A 22,837-nucleotide genomic window follows, 5' to 3' on the forward strand; every position below is an offset into this window, starting at 1 on the left:
TCAGTCCTCCTCGGCCGCAACGGCCGGAAATTCGAAACGCGCCGCGATGCGCCGGGCCCAGGGTGGCGAAAGGCTGCTTTCGACGACGCCATGACCCGAATACGCGTGGATGAAGCTGGGCATCGCGCCGACCTCCGCCGCGATGCCCAGATGCTTGGCGATCGACCCGTCCCGCATCCGAAAGAGCAGCAAGTCGCCCGCCCGGACGGCTCCGCCCGAGACCGGCCGCAGATGCCGCAGCGCCGCACCCTGCAGCACCTCGATCCCCTGCGGCTCCGCCCAGTCCTGGGAATAGCTCGGAACCGCCTCGGGCTCCCGGCCGTACAACTCGCGCCAGACGCCGCGAACCAGGCCCAGGCAGTCCGTCCCCGCCCCTTTCACCGACGCCTGATGCACATAGGGCGTGCCCAGCCAGCCGCGCGCGATCCCGACGACGCGGCTCATCCCCGGCCTCCGTCGTTCCTGCCTGCCCGCGTGGGATAGCTCATCAGCCAATCCTCCCCCGGAATGTCGGGAAAGCCGCGAAAGTTCAGCAAGTTGTCGAACTTCAGACGGCAGGTCTCCTTGCGCTTGTCGCATCCCGCCTCGATGCGGATGCGGTCGCCCGCCGCCAGCCTCGACCGCAGCGATTGCCAAAGCTCGATCCGCCGCCGGTCGCCCTCTATCCGGTCGATCTTGATCCGCTCGGACGCGCCTTCGGCCGCACCCGACAGCACATGGATGCGCCCCCGGTCGAACCAGCGCGGCGCATACTCCGTCAGCGACGGCAGCGCGATGACCTGGTTGTCCTCGACCGCCAGCACCTCCACCTCGGCCATGAACAGCGGTCCCAGCACCTTGCCGCAGCGGCCGTCTCCGAGCACGGCGTCGCACCTGCTCTGATAGACACGCCCCCGCGTCCGGTTCAGCGCCTCCGACAGTCCGCGCAACTCGGCCGAGAACGCACCCCCGCCCCAGGAAATCTCGCCCAGCGTGCCCCGGAACAGGATCTCGAACTCCGCCGGGTTCGACCAGTTCACCAGATACGCCGTCACCTCCGCCGCGTCCCAGCGCCCCGCCCGGATATCTTCCTCGCAGATCGCATCGTGGCTCAGCGCGCCGTGGGCCTCCCCGTTGTCCACCGCCAGCCCCGTCACCGTCTCCAGCGCCCCGGCGGTCATGCCCGACGATGCCTTGCACGCCACGCCGTCCACCGTCAGCGCCATGTCGTGATCCGTGAACCCCAGGACGACGCCGTCGCCCCGCCGCACGATCCAGGCGCGGCAGACCGTCGCCGCGCCTGTGGCCATATGGCTCGCCAGCGCGCTCATGTCCGTACCTCCACGATGGGCACATCCGGCACTTCGCCGGCGTTGAACGTGGCCACCGACGTCATGATGGAATCGGTGTCGAACCGCACAGGCACGTCGAACTCGAACCCCGCGGTCACGTCCACGCCAACGTCCGGCGCCCTCCCGAAGGTCACGAGGCCGCGCGTCGGATCGACGGTATAATGCACCGTCTCCCGCAACTCGTCGTCCTGGATGCCGACCCTGACGCTTCCCGCAACGGGCTTGCCGATGGGCCGCGTATAGGTCTGCTCCCCCGACCGATAGGTCTTCGACAGCTGGAACACCGTGGTCACGCCGTCGCCCGTTCCGATCTTCTGGTCGCGGAACGATACCTGCGACGACGACCGGCAGGTCTTGAAATCCGCCCAGTCCTTCCAGCGGAACCCGAACAGCTTGCCGCGCCGCGCCTCGAAGAAGGCGATCAGGTCGCCCACATCGTCCAGCGACCGCATCCCCACGCCCGCGTCATACCGGCGGCGCGAATGGGCCCAGGGCGTGTTGCGCTCCTCGTGGCCGTTGGCCAGCGTCACCACCTCGGTCAGACGCTCCGGCCCGCCGATCGACCCCTTGGACAGGCGCGGCGGGAAACGGATCTCGTGAAAGGACATTGCGACCTCCTCAGCGGTTGCGGCTTCCGCGCGACAGGGCGCGGGACATTTCGGCGGCGATCTGGCTACGCGACCGGCGGAACCCTTCGGCGTCGGGGCTCGTGATGTTCATGGTGACCGACACGTTGCCGCCGCCCCCGTGGGTCTGCACGCCCAGCCGCCCATCGGCCCCGCGCGTCAGCGGCATGATGGCCTCCGGCCCCGCCTCGCCCATCAACCCGGTCGCCCCGCGCATCGGGAACGTCGTCGGCGCGCTCACCACGCCGCCCTTGGCGAAGGCCGTCACCCGCCCCTGTGCGAAGCTGGCGCCGTCGGCAAAGGGCAGCACCGTATTCAGCCCGTTGGCCAATGCCCCGCCCAACGCCTGGCTCACCGGGCGCATCGCGGAATTATACGTCGCGTTCACCATCGACCGCGCCAGCCCCGTCAGCGCATCCGACAGCTTGGCGCCGTCGAACACCACCCCGTCGAAGGCCCGCTTCAGCGATCCGCCGAACGACCGCGACAGCCCGTCCACCTCTCGCTGGGTGTGCAGCATCTGTCCCTCCAGCGTGCCCAGTTCGGCCGTGAACCGCGCGACCACCGCCTCCGACCCGCCCAGACGCAACTCCAGCGCGTCCAGTTCGTCGTCGAGGCCCCCGGCCCCATCCGCATCAACCATCGTCCGTCTCCGATTTGTCCGGGAACCGGGCGGCAAGGGCGTCCAGCCCCGCCCGGTCCATTGGCAGCCGCCCGTCCCCCTGGCCCAGCAGGAACGCCAGTTCCGCCGGCGTCAGCGACCAGAACTCCGCGGGCCGCAGACCCAGGTGCCGCATCCCCGCGGCCATAAGGCCGGGCCAGTCCAGCCGCTCCGTCATGCCTGCGGCAGGGCGAACGCCCGCCCCAGCAGCGACGCGGCCACCCGCGTCGCCTCCACCGGCCCGCCCTCTATGTCGGCCTCCAGCAGGCGGGCCGCATCGCCGCGCCACCCGCCGCCCCGCAGCCCCGCCAGCAACAGGCGGACCACGTCGCGCGCCGAAAAGGCGCCCGTCTCGAACCGGGCGACCATGGCGACGATGCTGTCCGCCTCCATCGCCATCTCCAGCTCCGCCAGCGCCCCCAGCGTCAGCTTCAGAAGATGCCGCTCCCCGTCCAGCACCAGCACCGCCTCGCCGGCGAAGGGGTTGCCCCCCATCAGAGCGCCGTGAAGTTCAGCGCACCCGCCGAGGCCAGCGCGATCTCATAGGTCGCCTCGCCGTCGTGCGTGCCGCCGTATTCCAGCGAGGTGATCTGGAACGCCCCCTCGACCACGCCGAAGTCCGGAATGATGACCTGAAACCGCGGCACCTCCCCGTCGAAGAACAACTGCCGCGCCCGCGCATCCGTGTCCGCGTCGCGAAAGATGCCCGACCCGGACACCTGCGCCGATTTCACGCCGCCGCCGCCCAGCAACTCGCGCCAGCCTCCCGCGCTCTCCGAGGAGGTCACGTCGATGGATCCCGCATTGAACGTCAGCCGCGTGGCCCGCAGCCCCGCCATGGTGACGAAGACGCCCGTTCCGTCCTGATCGACCTTCAGCAAAAGGTCCTTGCCCGATTGAACACTCATGTCATCTCTCCTGAATTGATGTCATCGCTGCCGTCGTCGTCCAGCCTCGCGCGGAACCACAGGTCGATGCGCCGCGCGCCTGCGCCCTTGTCGCGCCGGGCTTCCGCCCGGACGAATCGCATCGACACCAGCCGCCCGCGCGTCAGGGTCAGATCAGCGCCGTCCAGCGCGTCCGACACCCGCGCGGCCAGCGCCTTAGCATCCATGAACCCCTCGCGGCGCGTCACCACGCTGATCCGGAACTGGTGGATCGCGCCCCGTCCGGTCACGTCCGACCGACCCGTCGTCCGCTCCGGCCCCAACGCGACGAACAGGTCCGGCGCCGCCATCGGCGCGGCGTCGAAGACCGCGCCCCGCGCCAGCTCCCCGATGCCCGCGTCGTTCGCCATCCGCTCGAACACCGCCGCCTGCAGGCTCTCGCCCATCGCATAGGTCATCGCGCGCCCTCCCCGTCCGGCACTTCGCTCGCCAGGATCACCAGATGCCGCCGCTCGCCGTCATGCACGGCCTCCACCTCGAACAGCCGCGCGCCGTCCTGCAAGCGGTCGCCCGGCGCGGGCCGCATCGGATGCCCGACCGGCAGCCCATGCGTCGTGATCCGCAGCCGCAGCCGGGGCGCACGTCCGAACTCGTCATGGGCCAGGCCGCCGGACCGCATCCGTACCTCGGCCCAGAGACCGCCGCGCGCGTCCCAGCCGCGCCGGAACCCCCCGCCGCCATCCGCCGTGCGCCCCGCGGCCAGCAGGATCAGCCGCCGCCCGAACACCTTGGCCATCACCGCCGCCCCCCGATACGAACGTCGCGGAACGGCGCGATCAGCGCATCCACCGCCGCGCCCACCGGCTCGCCCGTGTCCAGCGCCTCGGCCAGCATCAGGACGGCCTGCCGCAACTCCCCCGGCACCATCTCCCAGTCGCCGTATCCGGCCCGGACCACGATCCGCAGCGGCACGCCCTGCCGCACCCCCTCCGACAGGACGATGCCGCCCTGCGCGTCCAGCGCGCCGCCGACCGTGACCGGGCCGCCCTCGCCCGCCATCTCGATCACGCGGAGCATCTGCACCGGCGCCACCGGCAGCACGATCCGCCGCCCCTCGCCGCGCTCGCCCGCGACGGTCACGTCCCGCGCGATGGTGACGCGGCCCGACCGCCGCTCGACCGTGGCAATCGCCGCGGCCAGCAACAGCCGCAGCCTGTCGCCCTCGCCGGGGATCGCCTCGTATCCATCGGCCAGCCGCATCCGCGCGGCCAGTTGCGCCACCGGAAGCGCCTCGTTCGGGATCCGGTCGGACCCCTGCACCGTCATTGCCATCGGAACCTCCGCCTGCGCTTTTTGAAATGTCGAAATGGACGGGGCCGTCACGCCCATCGTGCGGACCAGGCCGGAAGGCCCGCCGGCCCCGTCCCCCCGGCGTCACGCGACGCCGGGGTGCGCGACCCGCTCCTGTCGAACGGGTCGCCTTTCAGACCCCGTCAGGGGCCGCTTGGGATTTACGCCACCGTGAACTTCAACAGCTTGATGGCCGCGAAATCCGTCACGTCGCCGCCGACGCGCTTGGTGGCATAGAACAGGACATGCGGCTTGGCGCTGAACGGGTCGCGCAGCACGCGCAGGTCGGGCCGCTCCGCCACGGTATATCCCGCGCGGAAGTCGCCGAACGCCACGGCCGTGGCGCCTGCGCCGATGTCGGGCATGTCCTCGGCGATCAGCACCGGATATCCCATCAGCTGCGCGGGCTGACCCGCCGCCAGGCTGTCGGTCCACAGGAACCGGCCGTCCGCATCCTTCATCTTCCGCACCGCGCCCGCGGTCTTGGAGTTCATCACGAAGGTCGCGTTGGCCCGGTACTTCGCGCCCAGCGCATAGACCAGGTCGACAATGCAGTCCGACGCCTTGTCCTCGTCGAAATCGGTCGCGGCACCCGTGGCGACATATCCCAGCTTGCCCCAGGTCCAGTTGGCCTCCGCCACATGGCCATAGGTCAGGAAGCCCGTGGGCTTGTCGACGCCGTCGCCCTCGATGAAGGCCGCCGCCTCCGAGGTGGCGAACTTGTCCGCGATCCGCGTGGCCAGCCACCCCTCGATGTCGAAGGCCGCGTCGTCGAGCAGGCGCTGCGAGGCCTTCGGCATGGCCGACAGCTCGTGCAGCGGGATCGAGATGCGGTCGAACATCGGCGAGGCCGTCTCGGCGATGGTGCCGTTCTCGGTGGCCCAGCCCGCACCCATCTCGGTGTGGTCGACCAGCACGTCATAGGACGTGGCCTCGACGTTGACGACATTGGCCACCGACCGGATCGACGCCGACGACTTCAGGACCGACTTCACCGTGTCGGCGGTCTGCGGGTCGACCAGGTATCCGCCCTCGGCGCTGACGGCCGTGTTCATCGACTTGCCGTCCAGCGCCAGCGCGCGCAGCCCGTCGTCGTCGCCCGACCGCAGATAGGCGTCCATGGCCTTCTGGTGGGGCACGCCGGGCATGTCGGCGGTGGCAAGCTGGGGGCGGTGGCTCTTGTAGGTCATGTTGAAACGCTCATCCTGTTGCTGCATCTTCTGGGTGATCTGTTGACGGAAGCCCTTGAAATCGCTGACCAGACCGGCCAGCGCCTCGGTGACTTCCCCGACGCCGTCGTGGCTCATCGGATTCTCCTTCGATGGGGTTTCGGCCGCGTCAGTCGCGCGCCAGTTCAAGACGCGCGGCCGTGATCGCCCGCGCCATGTCGCGCATGGGGTCCGCCTTGGCCCCCACCCGCGCACTGGGCAGCATCGGGAACGTCACCAGCGACACTTCCCAAAGCTCCAGTTCCTTCAGAAGCCTGCGCCCCTGCCCGTCCTTGCCGGCCCGCCGGACCGTGTAGCCGATGGACAGGCCGTCCAGCGCGCCCGCCCCGATCAGCTCCGCCGCTTCGCGCGCCTTCTCGACGCCCGGCAGCAGACGGCCCTTCACGAACAGGCCGCGCGCGTCCTCGCGGACCTCGTCCCAAACGCCGATCACCTGCGCCGGGTCGTGCTGCCACAGCATCCGCACCCGCCGCCCCTCGACCGCCATTCGCGCCAGGCTGTCGTGATAGGCGCCCGGCTCGACCACGTCGCGGCCGGTGTCCTCGACCCCGAACCACGAGGCATAGCCCGCGATCCGCGCACCCTCCTCCAGCGTCACGCAGGTCTCGCCCTGCGCGAACTTCCGTTCCAGCTTCATTCAGATACTCCTTCCGCGATGCCCGCGCCGCCCGGCGGGATCGCCTCTGCTCGATGTCACAGCCCGATCGGGCCGCCCTTCAGAAGGATCGACATGAATCCTCCGACGATCGCCGCGACGATCAGCCAGACCAGGCGCGAGATCAGCGCGTCGATCCGGTCCAGCCGCCCATCGATCTGGTTGAACCGCGTCTCCAGCCGCTTCTGCTTTTCCGCCTCGACCGCGCGGTCCGTCTCCAGCCGGGCGATCACCATCTCGATCCGTGCCAGCCGCTCGTCGGTCAGGCGGAACGCGGCTTCCGTGTCGCGGAACGGGGCATAGAGGAACCGCGATCCCCCCTGTCGCTCCGCCGCCGTCATTCGCCACCGGGCGGCAGACCCAGCATCCGCCGCTTCTCCTCGGCCGTCAGGAAATCGGCACCCGCGATCCGCGCCCACTCCGCGTCGCGCTCCGCCTGAAGCGCGGGCACCCGGTCCCGGTCGGGCGTCAGGCTCACCGCCTCGCCGCCGTGCCGGCCCAGCCAATGCGCCAGCGCGTCCCCGACCTTCGCCACCAGCGGCAGCACCGTCAGCCGATAGAACGCGCGGTTCGCCTCCACGTAATTGGCATAGGTCGCGTCCCCCGGGATCCCCAGCATCATCGGCGGCACGCCGAAGGCCGTGGCGATCTCGCGCGCGGCGGCCTCCTTGGTCTTCTGGAACTCCATGTCCGACGGGCTGAACCCCATCGGCTTCCAGTCCAGCCCTCCATCCAGCAGCATCGGCCGACCCGCGTTCCGCGCCCCCTGGTGATAGCTCTCCATTTCCAGCGACAGCCGGTCGAACTGCTCCGTCGTCAGCCCCTCGCCGGTGTTGACGATGGCCCCGGAAGGCCGCGCGGCGTTGTCCAGCAAGCCCTTCGACCAGCGCGAGGCCGCGTTGTGCACGTCCACCGCGCTCGCCGCCGCCTGCATGGGCGACAGGCCGTAATGGTCGTCCTGCGGATGGAACGCGCGGATGTGGCAGATGGGGCTGACCTCGCCCACCATGAACCGGTGCGTCCGCCCGCCCACGGTGTAATCGTATCCCGCGGGCCACCCGTCCGGCCCCGGCACCACCGCCATCCGGTCGGACCGCAGCACGTGCAACTCCGCCGGCAGGCCCCCGCCGCCGACCGCCTCGACATAGGCGTTCCCCGACAGAAGGAACTGACCGTACAGCGCCTCCAGGAACTCGCCCCGCCCCTGCGCGTCGTTGGGCCGCGCCAGAACCGACAGGACCGGATGCGCCTCCAGCCGCCCCTCCGCGTCGCAACAGGTCAGCGGCACCGCCGCCGCCGCCTCCGCGATCAGCTTGACCGCCCGGAACCCGACCGGGTTGCCGCTGAACCCCACGCGGGTCAGCGTGACCGTGTCGCGCGGCGACCAGACCGGCCGCCCCGCCAGGCCCATCGTCGCCACCCGGCCCGCGGCCGAGGCCTTGGCCTCCGGCGCGCCGGCCTGTCTGCGTCCAAATCCGAACATGCCCCGTCCTTCCGTCTCTTCCAAAAAGAAAGGGGCCCGAAAGGCCCCCGATCCCGCTCTACAACTGTCTCATTCGCGGCCCCGACCGCGTGCGGTCCGGGTCCAGAAGCGCGGCCCACAGCGCCCAGACCAGCGCGTCCACCCGGTCGGGCGACCCCGTGCCGCGATAGCCGCCCACCGTCATGCGGCACATCTGGTCCTCCAGCGTGCCGAGCCCCCGCCGGTGCCGGATGCGCCCCTGTTCGTAAAGCGCCGCCACCGGCTCGGCCCGCGCCGCCTTGCCGCGCCGCGCCGTCACCTTGCGATAGCTGACGTCGGGCGCCACCTGCCGCAGCACCGCCTCGATCATGTCGCCGCCCTGGTTGCCTTCGGCCACCACGCGGTCCGCGTCCCACCGGGCATAGGCCGACGCCACCGCCTGCGCCCATTCCGACGGCGACGCCGCCGATACCGACGCATCCTCCAGAACCCAGGCGCGCCAGTCGCGCGGCGCCCCCCGCGTCACGGCGCCCACGACGACGATTCCCGTCTCGTCGGCCGCACCTCCCGAACTCACCGCCGGGTCCACCCCGATCACGATCCGGTCGAACTCCGGCAGGACATCGACCCGCAGCGCGTCCAGAACCGGCGTCGTCCAGAACGCCCCGTCGATATCCTCCAGCAGCAGCCCCTCCAGCTCCTGCCGCCCCATCCGCGTGCCGCCGTAACGTGCCATCACCTCGGTCAGGAACCCGCGCGCCAGATTGGCACGGTTCGCCTCGGTCGCCGCATGGGTCGTGACCGTGCTGGCCCGCCCCAGGACGTCCTTCAGCACGGGGATGTTCTTCGGCGTCGTCGTCACCACCGCCTGCGGCAACTCCCCCAGCCGCAGACAGAACTGCAGCATGTCCCATGCCTCCTCCGCGTTGCGCCACTTGGCCAGTTCGTCCAGCCAGGCCGCGTCGAACTGCGGCCCCCGCATCGCCTCGAAGTCATGCGCCGAAAAGGCCTGCGCCTCCGCGCCGTTGGGCCAGATCAGCTTGCGCTGCGTGGCCTTCCAGACCGGCCGGCGGTCGGGGGGCGAACACCGCAGGATGCCGCTCTCGCCTTCGATCATCACGTCGCGGACCTGGTCGTAGGTCTCGCCGACCAGTGCCACCCGCCGCGCGCTCCCGGCCTGCAACGGCCGGGAACCCTCCACCTTGTCGCGGATCCACTCGGCTCCGGCGCGGGTCTTCCCCGCGCCGCGCCCCCCCAGGATCACCCAGGTCCGCCAGTCGCCCTCCGGCGGCAACTGGTGGTCCAGCGCCCAGAAATCGAACAGGTACGGCAGTGCCGCCAGTTCATTCTCCGTCAGGGCCGCAAGAAACGCCTCCCTCTCCGAGGTGCTCGCGGATGCTATCGAGACGGCGCCGGATCGAAGCGCGTGCCGCGTCGAAGTCGATCCCGTCGCCGCCCCGTTCGATGCGTAGGGCATCAGCCACCTTTCCTTCCTCCGCGACCGCCTGAAGGACGGCGCGGGCCAGGTCGCGCTGCAAGGCCGCCAGGTCCGCGGCCTTCGGCCCGTCCCCCTGCGCCGCCGTCAGCTCGGCCAGCTTCGTTTCCATGGCGCTCCGCATCGCCTCCATGACGCGAAGCGAGGCGTCCGCACGCCCCATAAACCCGTCCGCGTCTTTCGCGCGGATCGAGCCGAACATCTGATCTTCCATTCACTAAGCTCCGTGCAGGTTGGTCATTTTGGTCCGCACGTCGTAGAAACGAAAAAGGCGCCGCCGGGGTGTTCCCCCGTGACGCCTCGCCCATTTCTTCCAGCTTGCCCTAAAGATGTTTTTGAGCGTTCGCCGGGTCAACAGGGTTTTTCGCCCGTCGAGCATTTTTCTGGCAAATATCTGCCGAAAAACGCTTTTTCGCCGCGCGCTCTCACCCCAACGTGACTTCCGCCCGGGAACATCCGCAGTCATCGGCCGTTGTCTGTCCGTCGCACATGGCGACCGCGCCCCGCAGCGACGGGTCGCGCCTGCAAGCAACGAAAAGGCAATTCCATGACATTCCGTATCCTGACCGCGGCAAGCGCCCTCGCGCTCGCCGCCGCTCCCGCTCTTGCGGCCAGTCCCGCCGTCACCACCTCCGACCTCAACCTCCGCGTCGGTCCCGGCACGGCCTACGACGTCGCCGGCGTGATGCCCGCACGGTCCAGCATCGACCTCGCCGGCTGCATCGCCGACAGCTCCTGGTGCGAAGTGACCTACGATGGCGTCACCGGCTACGCCTGGGCGCCCCATATCGCCATGACCGTGGCGGGGGCCGAGGTTCCCCTGACCGAAGTCAAGGACTACGACATCGTCACCTTCCAGTCGACGGGTGACGTCAACGCCTACATCGGCGACGTCGAACCCACGGCGGTCGGTCCCGCGCTCTCGGTCATTCCCCTCGACGGCGCCCTGACCGCGCCCGACGGCGAGACCATCGCCTACATCGGCGAATACCCGGTCGAGCCGATCTTCGTCGACGGCGAAGTCACCGTGGGCTCCGTCCTGCCCGACGATGCCCCCCTGCGCAAAGTCCCCGGCGGCACGTTCCTCTATACCAACGTGAACGGCCAGCCCGTCCTGGTGAATCCGGCGAACCGCCAGATCGTCCACATCGCCCGCTGACGCGGCCCGGCACGGGGGCGGCCAGTCCGCCGCTCCCGGGCCACCTCACCCCTCAATTCCCCTCCGTCGCCCCCCGCGCCGCTTCGATGGCGCGCCATTCGGCGACGTTCGCGTTGTGCTCGGCCAGCGTCTCGGCGAAGGCATGGCCGCCCGTGCCATCGGCCACGAAGAACAGGTAATCGGTCTCCTCGGGGTTTAGCGCCGCGCGGATCGCCTCGGCGCCGGGGTTGGCGATGGGCGTCGGCGGCAGCCCGTCCACGACATAGGTGTTGTAAGGCGTCTGCCCCCGCAGGTCGCGCACCGTGATCGCGCGGCCCAGCGGCCCCTCGCCCCGCGTGATGCCATAGATCACCGTCGGGTCGGTCTGCAGCCGCATTCCCGTATCCAGCCGGTTTGCGAAGACCGCCGCGACCCGCCGACGCTCGTCCGGCACCGCGGTCTCCTTCTCGACGATCGACGCGAGGATCAGCGCCTCCTCCGGCGTCTCGATCGGGATGCCGGGCGCGCGGTTGGCCCAGGCGTCCGCCAGGATGCGCTCCTGCGCTTCCCGCATCCGGCCGACCAGATCCCCCACCTCGGACCCGCGCGCCACCTCATAGGTGTCGGGCGCCAGCGTCCCCTCCGGCGGCACGGGAACCTCGTCGCCCCCGAGGATGTCCACCGATTTCAGCCCCTCGATCACCTCCCAGGAAGTCAGGCCCGGTGCCACCGACACGCGCCAGGTGATAGGCACCCCCCGTTCCAGCAGCGCCTCGAACTCCTCCGGCCGCTCCTCGCCCGCGTCATAGGTGGCGATCTCGATGACCTCCGGCTGCCCCGGCACACGCTCGCGCACGCGGACCTCCGGGCCCTGCTGCCGGATGACGTAGGTCACGCTGTAGGGGAACACCGATTGCCCGCCCGCCGTCACGATCTCCAGAACCTCGGGCATGCTCGCCCCCGCCGGTATCTCGTAGGTGCCGAACTTCAGCCCGTCGCCCCGCTCGGCGTAATTCGTTCCGATGCGGAAGATGCTGCCCGACGACACGATGCCCTCGGCCTCCAGCCGCTCCGAGACCTGCCGCATCGTCGCGCCCCGCGGCACCTCGAAGAACGTCGCCTCCGCCAGCGGTCCGGGCGACGCCCAGCGGGTTTTCCCGATCTGGACGATCCCGGCGATGCAGGCGATCACGACGACGCCAAGGGTCAGCGCGTTGGCGGCAATATGTTTCCACATCAGACGGTTATGTCCCGAAGTTAAACCTTGCCCAAGACAAGCGAGGCGTTTGTGCCACCGAACCCGAAGGAGTTCGACAGCGCCACGTCGATCTTGCGCTTCTCGGCCACTTTCGGCGCAAGCGACAGGCGCGGCTCGACCGCCGGGGTGTCGAGGTTCAGCGTCGGCGGCGCGATCTGATCGCGCATCGCCAGGATGCAGAAGATCGCCTCCACCGCGCCCGCGGCCCCCAGAAGGTGCCCGATGGCCGACTTGGTCGACGACATCGTGGCGCTGGCCGCCGCGTCCCCCAGCATCCGCTCCACCGCGCCCAGCTCGATGGTGTCGGCCATGGTGCTGGTGCCGTGGGCGTTGATGTAATCCACGTCGCGCGGCGCGAGCCCCGCCCACTTCAGCGCGGCGCGCATCGACCGCTCGGCCCCGTCGCCGTCCTCGCTCGGCGCGGTGATGTGATAGGCGTCGCCCGACATGCCGTAGCCCAGCACCTCCGCATAGATCTTCGCACCCCGCGCCTTGGCGTGCTCGTATTCCTCCAGCACGACGACGCCCGCGCCCTCGCCCATGACGAAGCCGTCGCGATCCTCCGAATAGGGGCGGCTGGCCTTGGTCGGCTCATCGCCCCACTTCGTTGACAAAGCCTTGCAAGCGTTGAAACCGGCTATACCGATCTCGCAGATCGGGCTTTCCGCCCCGCCCGCGACCATGACGTCCGCATCGCCCAGCGCGATCAGGCGCGATGCGTCGCCGATGGCATGGGCGCCGGTGGAACAGGCGGTGACGACGGAATGGTTAGGACCTTTGAAACCATATCGAATGCTTACCTGTCCGCTCACAAGGTTGATAAGGGCTGAAGGAATGAAGAAGGGCGACACCCGCCGCGGTCCCCGCTCCTTGAGCAGGACGGCCGTATCCGCGATGGTCTCCAGCCCGCCGATGCCCGATCCGATCATCACCCCGGTCCGCAGCTTGCCCTCCTCGCCCGGGGTCCAGCCGGAATCCTCCACCGCCTGCTGCGCGGCGGCCATGCCGTAAAGGATGAAATCGTCGACCTTGCGCTGCTCCTTCGGCTCCATCCAGTCGTCGGGGTTGAAGGTGCCATCGCTGCCATCGCCGCGCGGAATCTCGCAGGCATAGGTAGTGGCCAGGTGGCTCGCGTCGAAGCGGGTGATCGTGCCCGCGCCCGATTGCCCGTCGATCAGGCGGCGCCACGTCTCCTCCACGCCGCAGGCCAGCGGCGTCACCATTCCCAAACCCGTCACGACGACACGGCGCAATTCCATAAACCCGACCTCCAAGCCTTTGGCGCCTGATACACGCGCCTCGCCCGCCCCTCAAGGCAGACCCCCGTTCAGCGGCCCCGGAAGTCCGCGGGCCGCTTCTCCAGAAAGGCCATGACCCCCTCCTTGAAGTCGCGCGAATGCCCCGCCTCGCCCTGCAGCTTCGCCTCCAGCGTCAGTTGCTCGGCCAGACCGTTCTGGTAACTCTGCCGGATCGCCTTCTTCACATGGCCATAGGCCAGCGACGGCCCCCGCGCCAGATGCCGCGCCCGGCCGCGCCAATGGTCGGCGAAGTCCTCGTCGGGCACCGCTTCCCAGATCATGCCCCAGTCGGCGGCCTGCCGCGCGCTTACCGGCTCGGCGAACAGCGCGGCCCCCATCGCGCGCGCCATCCCCACCTGACGCGGCAGCCAATAGGTGCCGCCCGCGTCGGGGATCAGCCCGATCCGCGTGAAGGCCTGAAGGAACACGGCCGACTCGGTCGCGATCACCACGTCGCAGGCCAGTGCCAGGTTCGCCCCCGCACCCGCCGCGGCGCCGTTGACGGCGGCGACGGTGGGGATGGTGCAGTCGAAGATGGACATCAGCATCGGCTCGTATTCGTCGCGCAGCACCCGCTCCAGGTCCATCGAATCGAGGTTCGCGCCGTCCCCCAGATCCTGCCCCGAACAGAACGCCCGCCCCGCCCCGGTCAGCACCAGCGCGCGGGCCGACCCTTCGGCGGCGCGCACCGCATGCAGGATCTCGGCGCGCATCTGCGTCGACAGCGCGTTCATCACGTCGGGCCGTGACAGGGTCAGGACGGCGGTGCCGTCCTCCTCCTCCAGGGTGATCGTCTGGTAGTTCATGTGGTCCTCCGCATCGGTCGGGCGGACCCTAGCACGGGGCGACGCGCGCGAAAGGCGGACATCGCGGCACGCACGCCGTCAATCGTCGAGCAGTTCCCGCAGCCGCGCTTCCTCCGCCGGGTCGAGCGCCGCCTCGGGCGGCCTGCGCTGGCGCGTGACCGCCGCGGCGGCGACCCCCCCGCCGATCAGGATCAGCAGAATCGGCGCCCCCCAAAGGATCAGGTTCGACCCGTCCGCGCGCGGCGTCAGCAGGACGTATTCCCCATAGCGCGACACCAGATAGTCGATGATCTGCGCGTCGCTGTCGCCCGCGACCAGCCGTTCGCGCACCACGATCCGCAACTCCCGCGCCAGGTCGGCATTGCTCTCGTCGATGGATTCGTTCCGGCAGACCAGACAGCGCAGCCCCTTCGACAGGTCGCGCGCCCGCGCTTCCAGCGCCGGATCGGCCAGCACCTCGTCGGGCTGCACGGCCAGCGCGGGGCTCCCCATGGCCAGCACGGCCGCCAAGGCCAGCAGGGCACGCCGGAGCGCGGTCACTCCGCCGGCACCTTGCGCGCGCCCGCCGCGACGCGGTAGCGGCGGTCGCCCAGCGACAGAAGGCCGCCCAGCGCCATGATGATCGCCCCGCCCCAGATCCAGTTGGCGAAAGGCTTGATATAGAGCCGCACCGCCCAGCCCCCGCCGGCCTGCGGGTCGCCGATGACGACATAGATGTCGCGGGTGAACCCGCTGTCGATCCCGGCTTCGGTCGTGGGCATCCGCGCGACGGGATAGACGCGCTTTTCGGGGTGCAGCGTCCCAAGCTCCCGCCCGTCGTCGAAGATGGCGAAGTCGCCCCGCGTGGCGACGTAGTTCGGGCCCTGAACGCGGTTCACCCCCGTCAGCACCACCTCATAGCGGCCTTCGGACAGGCGGTCGCCGACTTGCAGGACCTCGATCGCCTCGCGCTGCCAGGCGGTCAGCGCGGCGACGCCGAAGATGGTGATGCCCAAGCCCCCATGCGCCAGCGCCTTGCCCCAGTCGGCCCCCGGCAGGCGCGTCACGCGGCCCAGCCGGTCCGACCAGCGGCCCCGCCCCGTGCGCGTCATCAGGTCGACCGCCGCGCCCGCGACCAGCCAGACGCCCAGCGCGGCCCCAAGCGGCCCACCCAGCGACTGGCCGGTGTCCATCGCCCAGACCAGCCCCGCGACGGCCAGCGCCAGCACCGCGACCGGCAGCATGGGCCGCAGCGCCTTTGCCCGCCCCCGCTTCCACGGCAGGATCGACCCCAGCGGCAGGATAATGCCCAGCGCGATGACGAAGGGCGTGAAGGCCGCGTTGAAGAACGGCGGCCCGACCGACAGGGTGCGCCCGAAGGCCATCTCGGCCACCAGCGGCCAGATCGTGCCCACGAAGACGACGAAGGCCGAGACCGCCAGCAGCAGGTTGTTCACCACCAGCGCCGATTCGCGACTGACCACGCCGAAGACGCCCCGCGCCTGCAACACCGGCGCCCGCAGCGCATAGAGCACCAGCGCGCCGCCGGTGAAGATGCCGAGGATCAGCAGGATGAAGACCCCCCGCTCCGGATCGTTGGCGAAGGCGTGGACCGAGGTGAGCACCCCCGAGCGCACGATGAACGTCCCGATGAGGGAAAATCCGAAGGCGAGGATGGCCAGCAGGATGGTCCAGGCCTTCAACGCCTCGCGCTTCTCGACCACGATGGCGGAATGGAGGAGCGCCGTGGCGATCAGCCAGGGCATGAAGCTCGCGTTCTCGACCGGGTCCCAGAACCAGAACCCGCCCCAGCCGAGTTCGTAATAGGCCCACCAGGAGCCCAACGCGATGCCGATGGTCAGGAACAGCCAGGCGGCCAGCGTCCAGGGCCGGACCCAGCGGCCCCAGGCGGCATCCACACGCCCCTCGATCAGGGCGGCGACGGCGAAGCTGAACGCCATGCTGAGACCGACATAGCCGAGGTAGAGGAACGGCGGGTGGAACGCCAATCCGGGATCCTGCAACAGGGGGTTCAGATCCTCGCCGTTGAAGGGCGGAAGGGCCATCCGCTCGAACGGGTTGGAGGTGAACAGGATGAAGGCGTAAAATGCCACGCCGACGCTTGCCTGTACGGCGAGGACGCGCGCCTTGAGGCTGGGACGAAGCTGCCCCCCGAACCAGGCCGCCGCCGCGCCGAACAGCGCGAGGATCAGCACCCAGAGCAGGAGCGAGCCCTCGTGGTTCCCCCAGACGCCCGCGATCTTGTAGAGCATCGGCTTGTCGGTATGCGAATTGGCCACCACCAACCGCACCGAGAAGTCAGAGGTGACGAAGGCAACCGTCAGCGCGGCGAAGCTGAACGCCACCAGAAGGGCCTGAAGCGTGGCGGCGGGAGCGGCGACGGCGGTCCAGCCGGACCATCCCTTCCACGCCCCGATCATCGGCACGATCATCTGGACGATTGCGACCGCGAAGGCGGTGATGAGGGTGAAGTGGCCAAGCTCTGCGATCATGGCCCCTGTCTATGCGTTCCGCGCGCCGCCGCCAATGGGGGGCGACGCGCGGTCGCGGGTGCGTGAACGCCGCTCAGCCCTGCGCGCCCTTCCAGTCGCGCAGCGCGGGGTTGTCGAGGTCGGCACCGCCGTCGGCGGGCGCAATCCAGGCGGAATGGACGGGGGCGGGCCGCGCGATCACCTTGGGCGGACGGCGGACGTAGTGCAGCTCCCGCGCGCCGAAATAGAACCCCACGATGGCGCCCAGCAGCCACCAGAGGGGGTCGGGGACATAGCCCAGCCCCTCCATCCGCGCCGCGAACCCCACAGGCTCCGCCATGGCATAGACGAACAGGCCCATGGTCCCCAGCGCCAGCATCGGACGCGGCAGGCGGTTGAGCCCGTCGACGCAACGGTCGAACAGGCCCCGCCGGTCCAGCGCGAACTCGTCGCCCAGCTGCTCCAGCGCGGCCTGCCGCCCCTCATGGTCCAGCCGCTGCCCCTCCGTCGCGTCGGGGCGCAGCGCCTGCGTCAGCCCCAGCGCGGCGCGGCCCAGCGTCTCGACCGCGCCCGATCCGGCGACCAGCCCCCCGATCATGCCCATGATGCGACCCTTTCGCGGTGCTGCGCGTCGGTCAGGCGATAGCGGGTCGAGACGAACTCCTCCGCCCGCAGGATCCAGCCGCCCTTGCCCCCGTCGCGCCGCCGCACGTATTTGCGCGACGACGGCCGCCGGTCGGCCAGCGCATAGTACCAGTTGCGCCGCGCGATGCCGTAGGCGTCGGCCAGATGGTTGGGCGCCGCCGCATGGGCCGCGCGGGCGGCTGCGATGGTCTGCGACCCGATCCGCCCGTCCACGGCCACCACCTGCCCCATCTGCCCCAGCAGGCGTTGCAGGATGCGGATGGCGTTGGCCCCCGCGTTGACCTGCATGTCGAAGACCTGCGGCTGCAGGGCCTCCGGCAGGGCGCCGATCTTCGGCCGGTCGAAGTAGTGCTCGACGAAGATGTCCACGGCCTTGGCGCGGGGCAGCGCCCGCACGTCGGCCGCATCGACGTCGCCGTCGCGGTCCAGGTCCAGACCCAGGGCGCGCATCGTGTGCACGGTGACCCCATGGTTCGTGGCCCCGCCCGGATCGTCCGGGTCGTTCACGTAACCGCCCTCGCGGGCGACGATTTCTTCTGCGATGGCGCGAACCGACAGCATGGCCCGACCCTCCCATGCTCAAGTTTCCCGAAGCACGGAACCTCAGGTCGAGCGGTTAACGATCCGTTACCGCATCGCTCCGAACGGCGGTCAGCGCGACGTCGACGGTGACGCCGAAGCCCACGCTCGATTCGTCGGGATAGGTCTCGCCCATGCCGAAGTCGCGCCGGTCGAGCATCACCTGGCCCGCCATCACTGCCCGGTCCCCCTCCAGGTCGAGCGTGAAGGGCATCACCAGCGGGATCGTCACCCCCCGCAGGTCGAGCGTGCCGTCCGCGACATAGCCCTCCCCCTCCGCCCGGATCGCCGCGTCGAAGGTGGCGGTCGGAAAGGCCTCCGACGACAGGAAATCGGCCGAGGTGGCTTGCGTCGATACCGACCCGAGCGTCAGCGACCCCGTGGCCACCGACACCTCCACGGTGCCGTTGGTGCCGTCGGTCAGCGGCGTCTCATCGAAGTCGATGGCCGCCTGCCAGTCGGCGAAGGAGCCCGTCACCGCGCTGCCCATCTGCGTGACCGAGATGGACAGGGTGCCCTCCTCCACCGTCCAGTTCGACGCGCCCCCGACCGCCGTCGATCCGGCCGGCGCCGCGGTGCCCTCGGGTGGCGTCAGCGCCAGCCCGACGCCCAGCGCGATGGCCCAGACCGTGCCCGCCACCGCCACGGGCAGGACGTGCGGCCGCGCGGCGGACAGGGTCTCGGGTTCCGCCCCGCTCCACATCCGGGCGAAGGTCTTGTCGCGGTCGATGACGATGTGCTTCAGCGTTCCCGCGATGTGCAAGAGCAGCGACACGACCAGCACGCGCACGAAGATGACGTGCAGGATGCCCAGCCGTTCCGACAGCACGGGGTCCTTCGGCAGGTCCGGCAGCACGCCGTACGGCCACCAGATAGGCGCGAACCCCTGCGACGTCGCGTGATGCGCCCAGCCCAGCAGCGGCACCAGCACCAGCGAGCCATAGAGCAGCCAGTGCACCGCCGCCGCCGCGAACCCCTCGATCCCGCCGTGCAGAGGCTTCGGCCGGGGTTGCGACACGGCCCAGACGATCCGCGCCAGCGCGACGAGGAAGATCGTGACGCCCACCGTCTTGTGGAAGCTGAACAGGAATGCCTTGCGCGACAGCTCCGCGTCGCTGGCATAGGGCGCGTCGCTGGCCAGCTTGCCCAGCACCAGCGCCGTCAGGATCAGCACCGCGATGGACCAGTGGAACGCGCGCTCCACCCAGCCATAGGTCGCTTCGGTGTTGGTGGCTTCGGTGCGGCGGATCATCGGGGCCTCCGGTCGGCAGGGTGTTCGCGCGCCACCCTACACCCCGTCGCGCCCTGCCGGAAACCTTCGGCTTCGCACAGCATCCGTGCGCCATTCGCAGCCCCCGCCCTTGAGCGGCCCCCTCCGGCCAGCTAGACCCCTTGGGACGCAATCGGGAGAGCACCATGACGCGAGCCTTCGTCTTTCCGGGCCAGGGTGCCCAGACCATCGGCATGGGACGCGACCTCGCCCAGGCCTATCCCGCCGCGCAGGCCGTCTTCGACGAGGTCGATGCGGCCCTGGGCGAGAAGCTGTCGACGCTGATCTGGGAGGGCGACATCGACACGCTGACCTTGACGGCGAACGCGCAGCCCGCGCTGATGGCCACCTCCGTCGCCGCGCTGCGCGCGCTGGGGGCGGAGGGAATCACCGTGGCGGACCATGCCGCCTATGTCGCGGGTCATTCGCTCGGCGAATACAGCGCACTCGTGGCCGCAGGATCGCTGGCGCTGGCCGATGCGGCGCGGCTTTTGCGGATCAGGGGGCAGGCGATGCAATACGCCGTGCCGACCGGCGTGGGCGCAATGGCGGCGCTGCTGGGTCTCGACCTCGACGCCGCGCGCAAGGTCGCGCGGGAGGCCGCGCAGGGCCAGGTCTGCGAGGCGGCCAACGACAACGACCCCGCGCAGGTCGTCGTCTCGGGCCACCGGGAGGCGGTGGAACGCGCCATCGAGATCGCGAAGGACCACGGCGCCAAGCGCGCCATCCTGCTGCCGGTCTCGGCACCCTTCCACTGCAAGCTGATGGCCCCCGCCGCGCGCGTCATGGCCCAGGCGCTCGACGACGTGGACATCGCGGCGCCCGTCGTCCCGCTGATCGCGAACGTCACCGCAAGCGCGACGAGCGACCCGACCTACATCCGCTCGCTCCTGGTCGAGCAGGTCACCCGATCCGTCCGCTGGCGCGAGAGCGTGGCGCGCATGGCGGCGCTGGGCGTGACCGAAGTCTGGGAGATCGGGGCCGGCAAGGCGCTGTCTGGCATGGTCAGACGCATCGACAAGGATCTGGCGACGCTCCAGATCGGTACTTCCCAGGATGTTTCGCATGCGAAACATTCAATTGAATCCACTTGAAGAAAGGCCCGTAGATGTTTGATCTGACAGGAAAAGCCGCGCTCGTTACCGGGGCATCGGGTGGCATCGGCGCCCATATCGCCCGCGCGCTCCACGCGCAGGGGGCGACCGTCGGCCTGTCAGGCACGCGCCGTGACCCGCTCGACGCGCTGGCGGCCGAGCTGGGCGAGCGGGCGCATGTCCTGCCCTGCGACCTGTCGGACGCGGAGGCCGTGGCCGCGCTGCCGGACCAAGCGGTCGAGGCGATGGGGTCGGTCGACATCCTCGTCAACAACGCCGGCATCAACCGGGACGGCCTGTTCATGCGGATGTCCGACGAGGACTGGGCCGAGGTGATCAACGTCAACCTGACCAGCACCTTCCGCCTGACGCGCGGCGTGCTGCGCGGCATGATCAAGGCCCGCTGGGGCCGCATCATCAACGTGGGTTCCGTCGTGGGGACGAAGGGCAACCCCGGTCAGGCGAATTACGCCGCGACCAAGGCGGGGGTCGTGGGCATGGGCAAGTCGCTTGCCTATGAGGTCGCGACGCGCAACATCACGGTCAACGCGGTGGCTCCGGGCTTCATCGTCACGCCGATGACGGACCGGATGACCGACGATCAGAAGGACCGCATCAACGCGCTGATTCCCGCCGGTCGCATGGGCGCACCCGACGAAGTCGCGGCGGCCGTCGTCTTTCTTGCCTCGCCCGAAGCGGCCTATTGCACCGGTGCGACGATCCATGTGAACGGCGGGATGGTGATGTCCTGAAGGGCCGCCACAAACGATTTGCCATCGCGTCCCCCCATGATAAAGGGAGCGCACAATTTCCGGGGGCGATCCCCGGGCCCGATATTGACGGGCGGCCCGGCATGGGGTCAAGGTCATGCTGACAAGCCCGGAACCGGGCATCGAGATGAGGTAGAACCATGAGCGACATCGAGGACCGTGTCCGCAAGAAAGTCGTCGAACACCTGGGCGTCGAGGAAGAAAAAGTGACCGAGAACGCGTCGTTCATCGACGATCTCGGCGCCGACTCGCTCGATACGGTCGAGCTGGTCATGGCCTTCGAGGAGGAGTTCGGGATCGAGATCCCCGACGACGCGGCCGAGTCGATCCAGACCTTCGGCGATGCGGTGACGTTCATCAAAGCCAACTCCTGATCCCCTCCGGATCGCGGGAACGGGCGCCCCGAGGGGCGCCCTTTTTCGTGCCTGCATATCTGCGAAGGCGCGTGGGCAGCGGCGGCGTCTGGCCTTTGCCAGCGAACGGGTCTAGTCAGACGCCGCGCCTTCGCGCGCGCAGCACGGGACGGGCCGTATTCATGAGCGTCGGTATCTTCGACTCCGGGTTGGGCGGCCTGACCGTCTGGGACGCGGTGACGCGCCGGATGCCGGACCTCGCCGTCACCTACTACGGCGACAACGCCCATGCGCCCTACGGCGTCCGCACCCCTGACGACATCCACGACCTGACGCGCGCGGCTGTCCATGCCATGTGGGACGGCGGCTGCGACCTCGTCGTGCTGGCCTGCAACACGGCCTCCGCCGCGGCCCTCCGCCGGATGCAGGAGGCTGGAGTGCCCCGCGGCAAGCGCGTGCTGGGCGTCTTCGTTCCCCTGATCGAGGCGCTGACCGAACGCGACTGGGGCGACAATTCACCGCCCCGCCAGGTCGCCGTGAGCCAGGTCGCCCTGTTCGCCACCCCCGCCACCGTCGCCAGCCGCGCCTTCCAGCGGGAACTGGCGTTCCGCGCCATCGGCGTCGACGTCGAAGCGCAGGCCTGCGGCGGCGTGGTGGACGCGATCGAGGATGGCGACATGATCCTTGCCGAGGCGCTGGTGCAGAGCCACGTCGATGCCCTGCACCGCAAGATGCCCGACCCGCAGGCGGCGATCCTGGGCTGCACGCATTATCCGCTGGTGCAGGATGCGTTCCAACGGGCGCTCGGCCCCGGTGTGACCGTGCTGAGCCAGGCTGATATTGTCGCCGACAGCCTCGCCGACTATCTGTCCCGCAGGCCCGAGATGGCCGATGGCGGGACGTCGCGGATGCTCACGACCGGCGACCCCGACCGCGTGTCGTCCCGCGCGACGCAGTTCCTGCGCCGGCCCTTGACGTTCACCGCTGCCTGAGAGGGGGCCGCACCATGAGATCGCTGAAAAAGACCCGCCGCATCCAGATCATCGCCATCGCCGCGGTGGCGTTGGCCGGATCGACCGCGCTTGTGGTCTATGGCTTCCAGGACGGCATCAACTTCTTCCGTTCGCCCAGCCAGGTGGCCGAGGCGCCCCCGCCCCCGAACGAGGTGTTCCGCATCGGCGGCCTGGTCGAGGAGGGCACCCTGATCCGCGGCGACGGCACCACGATCACCTTCCGCGTGACCGACGGCGGGGCCTCCGTTCCCGTGTCCTACACCGGCGTCCTGCCCGACCTGTTCGGCGAGGGCGAGGGGATGGTGGGCACCGGAAGTTACGTGAACGACACCTTCCAGGCCACTGAAATCCTTGCCCGTCACGACGAAACCTACATGCCGAAGGAAGTCATCGACGCGCTGAAGGATCAGGGCGTCTATCAGGCGCCGGAAAGCTGACCTCCGCGT

General features: G+C 69.8%; 30 protein-coding genes. 6 read left to right on the forward strand and 24 right to left on the reverse strand.

All coding sequences use genetic code 11. The features are described 5' to 3' along the window. From JAN5088_RS14880 to JAN5088_RS19325, 16 genes are all read right to left on the reverse strand, one after another. The gene (locus JAN5088_RS14880; RefSeq protein WP_055683607.1) at positions 1-444 is read right to left on the reverse strand and encodes an NlpC/P60 family protein; all 444 of its coding nucleotides are present in this window, start codon (positions 442-444) and stop codon (positions 1-3) included. Continuing rightward, positions 441-1,310, reverse strand: coding sequence for a phage/gene transfer agent baseplate hub protein (locus tag JAN5088_RS14885; RefSeq protein ID WP_055683608.1), 870 nt, complete (start codon positions 1,308-1,310; stop codon positions 441-443). The genes JAN5088_RS14880 and JAN5088_RS14885 overlap by 4 nt, the downstream gene beginning before the upstream one ends. Next, positions 1,307-1,939, reverse strand: a complete 633-nt coding sequence (locus JAN5088_RS14890) for a DUF2460 domain-containing protein (protein ID WP_055683609.1) — start codon at positions 1,937-1,939, stop codon at positions 1,307-1,309. The genes JAN5088_RS14885 and JAN5088_RS14890 overlap by 4 nt, the downstream gene beginning before the upstream one ends. A gap of 10 nt (positions 1,940-1,949) precedes the next feature. Next, the gene (locus JAN5088_RS14895; RefSeq protein WP_055683610.1) at positions 1,950-2,600 is read right to left on the reverse strand and encodes an RcGTA-type gene transfer agent tail tape measure protein; all 651 of its coding nucleotides are present in this window, start codon (positions 2,598-2,600) and stop codon (positions 1,950-1,952) included. Then, the gene (locus tag JAN5088_RS14900) at positions 2,593-2,796 is read right to left on the reverse strand and encodes a rcc01693 family protein (RefSeq protein WP_055683611.1); all 204 of its coding nucleotides are present in this window, start codon (positions 2,794-2,796) and stop codon (positions 2,593-2,595) included. The genes JAN5088_RS14895 and JAN5088_RS14900 overlap by 8 nt, the downstream gene beginning before the upstream one ends. Further along, entirely contained in the window at positions 2,793-3,113 is a 321-nt protein-coding gene (locus JAN5088_RS14905; protein WP_055683612.1) for a gene transfer agent family protein, read from the reverse strand. The genes JAN5088_RS14900 and JAN5088_RS14905 overlap by 4 nt, the downstream gene beginning before the upstream one ends. Further along, complete coding sequence (locus JAN5088_RS14910) at positions 3,113-3,526, reverse strand: phage major tail protein, TP901-1 family (protein ID WP_055683613.1); 414 nt, start codon at positions 3,524-3,526, stop codon at positions 3,113-3,115. The genes JAN5088_RS14905 and JAN5088_RS14910 overlap by 1 nt, the downstream gene beginning before the upstream one ends. Beyond that, positions 3,523-3,963 (reverse strand): DUF3168 domain-containing protein, encoded by a 441-nt coding sequence (locus tag JAN5088_RS14915; protein WP_055683614.1) that lies wholly within the window; start codon positions 3,961-3,963, stop codon positions 3,523-3,525. Before JAN5088_RS14915 ends, JAN5088_RS14910 begins: the two co-directional genes overlap by 4 nt. Then, positions 3,960-4,301 carry a head-tail adaptor protein gene (locus JAN5088_RS14920; protein WP_055683615.1) on the reverse strand — a complete coding sequence of 114 codons (342 nt, stop codon included), beginning with the start codon at positions 4,299-4,301 and terminating at the stop codon, positions 3,960-3,962. The genes JAN5088_RS14915 and JAN5088_RS14920 overlap by 4 nt, the downstream gene beginning before the upstream one ends. Next, complete coding sequence (locus JAN5088_RS14925) at positions 4,301-4,837, reverse strand: head-tail connector protein (protein WP_055683616.1); 537 nt, start codon at positions 4,835-4,837, stop codon at positions 4,301-4,303. Before JAN5088_RS14925 ends, JAN5088_RS14920 begins: the two co-directional genes overlap by 1 nt. Before the next feature lie 179 nt (positions 4,838-5,016). After that, on the reverse strand, positions 5,017-6,162 hold the full coding sequence (locus JAN5088_RS14930; RefSeq protein WP_055683617.1) for a phage major capsid protein: 1,146 nt from the start codon (positions 6,160-6,162) through the stop codon (positions 5,017-5,019). A gap of 31 nt (positions 6,163-6,193) precedes the next feature. Next, positions 6,194-6,721 (reverse strand): HK97 family phage prohead protease, encoded by a 528-nt coding sequence (locus JAN5088_RS14935; protein ID WP_055683618.1) that lies wholly within the window; start codon positions 6,719-6,721, stop codon positions 6,194-6,196. A gap of 56 nt (positions 6,722-6,777) precedes the next feature. Further along, positions 6,778-7,080, reverse strand: coding sequence for a hypothetical protein (locus JAN5088_RS14940; protein WP_055683619.1), 303 nt, complete (start codon positions 7,078-7,080; stop codon positions 6,778-6,780). Then, positions 7,077-8,222 carry a phage portal protein gene (locus tag JAN5088_RS14945; RefSeq protein WP_055683620.1) on the reverse strand — a complete coding sequence of 382 codons (1,146 nt, stop codon included), beginning with the start codon at positions 8,220-8,222 and terminating at the stop codon, positions 7,077-7,079. The genes JAN5088_RS14940 and JAN5088_RS14945 overlap by 4 nt, the downstream gene beginning before the upstream one ends. Before the next feature lie 58 nt (positions 8,223-8,280). Then, a complete protein-coding gene (locus JAN5088_RS14950; RefSeq protein ID WP_074962556.1) occupies positions 8,281-9,603 on the reverse strand; it encodes a DNA-packaging protein in 1,323 nt (440 codons plus the stop codon). Further along, a complete protein-coding gene (locus tag JAN5088_RS19325) occupies positions 9,545-9,910 on the reverse strand; it encodes a hypothetical protein (protein WP_233489806.1) in 366 nt (121 codons plus the stop codon). Before JAN5088_RS19325 ends, JAN5088_RS14950 begins: the two co-directional genes overlap by 59 nt. A gap of 333 nt (positions 9,911-10,243) precedes the next feature. On the opposite strand from JAN5088_RS19325, the gene JAN5088_RS14955 reads away from it, so the two are divergent. Next, positions 10,244-10,855 carry a DUF1236 domain-containing protein gene (locus JAN5088_RS14955; RefSeq protein WP_055683621.1) on the forward strand — a complete coding sequence of 204 codons (612 nt, stop codon included), beginning with the start codon at positions 10,244-10,246 and terminating at the stop codon, positions 10,853-10,855. A 52-nt stretch (positions 10,856-10,907) separates the two neighbouring features. Here the strand turns inward: JAN5088_RS14955 and mltG are convergent, their stop codons facing one another. The 8 genes from mltG to JAN5088_RS14995 form a co-directional block, all read right to left on the reverse strand. After that, positions 10,908-12,071: an endolytic transglycosylase MltG gene (gene mltG, locus JAN5088_RS14960; protein WP_055683622.1), complete on the reverse strand. Its 1,164-nt coding sequence runs from the start codon at positions 12,069-12,071 to the stop codon at positions 10,908-10,910. Between the two features lie 20 nt (positions 12,072-12,091). After that, the gene (fabF, locus tag JAN5088_RS14965; RefSeq protein WP_055683807.1) at positions 12,092-13,345 is read right to left on the reverse strand and encodes a beta-ketoacyl-ACP synthase II; all 1,254 of its coding nucleotides are present in this window, start codon (positions 13,343-13,345) and stop codon (positions 12,092-12,094) included. Between the two features lie 74 nt (positions 13,346-13,419). After that, the gene (locus JAN5088_RS14970) at positions 13,420-14,196 is read right to left on the reverse strand and encodes an enoyl-CoA hydratase-related protein (RefSeq protein WP_055683623.1); all 777 of its coding nucleotides are present in this window, start codon (positions 14,194-14,196) and stop codon (positions 13,420-13,422) included. Between the two features lie 78 nt (positions 14,197-14,274). Then, positions 14,275-14,736, reverse strand: a complete 462-nt coding sequence (locus JAN5088_RS14975) for a cytochrome c-type biogenesis protein (protein ID WP_267885388.1) — start codon at positions 14,734-14,736, stop codon at positions 14,275-14,277. Then, complete coding sequence (locus JAN5088_RS14980; protein WP_055683624.1) at positions 14,733-16,688, reverse strand: heme lyase CcmF/NrfE family subunit; 1,956 nt, start codon at positions 16,686-16,688, stop codon at positions 14,733-14,735. Before JAN5088_RS14980 ends, JAN5088_RS14975 begins: the two co-directional genes overlap by 4 nt. Positions 16,689-16,761: 73 nt before the next feature. Further along, entirely contained in the window at positions 16,762-17,271 is a 510-nt protein-coding gene (locus tag JAN5088_RS14985) for a holin family protein (protein ID WP_055683625.1), read from the reverse strand. Further along, positions 17,262-17,873: a holin-associated N-acetylmuramidase gene (locus tag JAN5088_RS14990; protein WP_055683626.1), complete on the reverse strand. Its 612-nt coding sequence runs from the start codon at positions 17,871-17,873 to the stop codon at positions 17,262-17,264. The genes JAN5088_RS14985 and JAN5088_RS14990 overlap by 10 nt, the downstream gene beginning before the upstream one ends. Before the next feature lie 55 nt (positions 17,874-17,928). Then, positions 17,929-19,143 carry a cytochrome b/b6 domain-containing protein gene (locus JAN5088_RS14995; RefSeq protein ID WP_055683627.1) on the reverse strand — a complete coding sequence of 405 codons (1,215 nt, stop codon included), beginning with the start codon at positions 19,141-19,143 and terminating at the stop codon, positions 17,929-17,931. Positions 19,144-19,307: 164 nt separating this feature from the next. On the opposite strand from JAN5088_RS14995, the gene fabD reads away from it, so the two are divergent. The 5 genes from fabD (at position 19,308) to ccmE (ending at position 22,828) form a co-directional block, all read left to right on the forward strand. Continuing rightward, positions 19,308-20,255, forward strand: a complete 948-nt coding sequence (gene fabD / locus JAN5088_RS15000) for an ACP S-malonyltransferase (RefSeq protein ID WP_055683628.1) — start codon at positions 19,308-19,310, stop codon at positions 20,253-20,255. Positions 20,256-20,269: 14 nt separating this feature from the next. Further along, positions 20,270-21,007, forward strand: a complete 738-nt coding sequence (gene fabG / locus JAN5088_RS15005; protein ID WP_055683629.1) for a 3-oxoacyl-[acyl-carrier-protein] reductase — start codon at positions 20,270-20,272, stop codon at positions 21,005-21,007. A gap of 158 nt (positions 21,008-21,165) precedes the next feature. Next, the gene (locus JAN5088_RS15010; protein ID WP_055683630.1) at positions 21,166-21,399 is read left to right on the forward strand and encodes an acyl carrier protein; all 234 of its coding nucleotides are present in this window, start codon (positions 21,166-21,168) and stop codon (positions 21,397-21,399) included. A 161-nt stretch (positions 21,400-21,560) separates the two neighbouring features. After that, positions 21,561-22,370 carry a glutamate racemase gene (locus JAN5088_RS15015; protein WP_055683631.1) on the forward strand — a complete coding sequence of 270 codons (810 nt, stop codon included), beginning with the start codon at positions 21,561-21,563 and terminating at the stop codon, positions 22,368-22,370. Between the two features lie 14 nt (positions 22,371-22,384). Then, positions 22,385-22,828, forward strand: coding sequence for a cytochrome c maturation protein CcmE (gene ccmE / locus JAN5088_RS15020; protein WP_055683632.1), 444 nt, complete (start codon positions 22,385-22,387; stop codon positions 22,826-22,828). The last annotated feature ends 9 nt before the right edge of the window (positions 22,829-22,837 follow it).

Source organism: Jannaschia rubra (genome assembly GCF_001403735.1).
Taxonomy (GTDB): Bacteria; Pseudomonadota; Alphaproteobacteria; order Rhodobacterales; family Rhodobacteraceae; genus Jannaschia; species Jannaschia rubra.